This is a genomic window from Poseidonibacter ostreae (assembly GCF_009208075.1).
GTDB classification, from domain to species: Bacteria; Campylobacterota; Campylobacteria; order Campylobacterales; family Arcobacteraceae; genus Poseidonibacter; species Poseidonibacter ostreae.
Window position 1 is genome coordinate 1 of record NZ_WFKJ01000105.1, and the last position, 1,089, is coordinate 1,089.

Sequence of the window (1,089 nt, forward strand, 5' to 3'; positions counted from 1 at the left end):
TAAATGATGGTGAAAGTGTTGTTAAAGTAGCAGAAGATTTAGGACTAAACTCAAAGACACTATATCATTGGGTTACCATGTATAAAAAAGCTCATAATATACCAACAAGAGATGTAAATGTACATTCTAAAGAAAGTGATAATGAAGAGCTCAAACGACTTAGGAGAGAGAATAAGATACTAAAGCAAGAACGAGATATTTTAAAAAAGGCAGCAGCATACTTCGCAAAAGAAACTCTATAAGGTATGCATGGATATATGAAAATAAAAAGAGTTTTAGTATTAAACTAATGTGTAAAGTTGTAAAAGTTGATTTATCATCTTACTATCATTGGATAAGAGCAGGATCAGTTGTAAAAAAAATAGATAAAAAACTTAATGAGTTAATTGAGATTATTTTTCTTCAAGGTAGAAATAACTACGGTACTCGTAGGATTAGAGATAAACTAAAAGAATTATATGGATTAATTATTTCAAGAAGACGTATTTCAAATATCATGAAAGATTTAAATCTCAAAGTAAAAATGAAAAGAAGATATAAAAATACAACAGATTCTAATCATAATCTTCCCATTGCCCCAAATATCCTGAACAGAGATTTTTATGCTTCAACTCCAAATGAAAAATATGTAGGGGATATTACATATATCGCAACAGGTGAAGGCTGGCTTTACTTAGCAACTGTAATTGACTTGTATTCAAGAAAAATAGTTGGATGGTCTATGGATGATACGATGAAGGTATCACTTGTAAATGATGCACTAAGTATGGCCATACTGCATAGAAATCCAGCAAGTGGTCTTATTTGGCATACAGATAGAGGTTCACAATATGCTTCTTACAGTCATAAAGATTTGTTATTAAAAAACAATATTACACAAAGCATGAGTAGACGTGGCAATTGTTGGGATAATTCAGTAGCGGAAAGTTTTTTCAAATCACTAAAACAAGAGTTAGTTTATAACACATATTTTTATACAAAAAGACAAGCAAAAAAAGAGATATTTGAATATATAGAATTTTATTACAATAGAGTTAGAAGTCATAGTTATTTAGGAAATTTATCACCTGTTAAATTTGAAGAAAAACA

Annotated in this window: 2 protein-coding genes; both read left to right on the forward strand. The window is 29.3% G+C overall.

The genetic code is table 11. From position 1 onward, the window contains the following. On the forward strand, positions 1 to 242 hold a 242-nt coding region (locus GBG18_RS14965), incomplete at its 5' end, for a transposase (protein WP_152192369.1). Beyond that, a partial coding sequence (locus GBG18_RS14970; protein WP_255467400.1) for an IS3 family transposase occupies positions 239 to 1,089 on the forward strand: 851 nt, incomplete at its 3' end. The genes GBG18_RS14965 and GBG18_RS14970, both read left to right, overlap by 4 nt.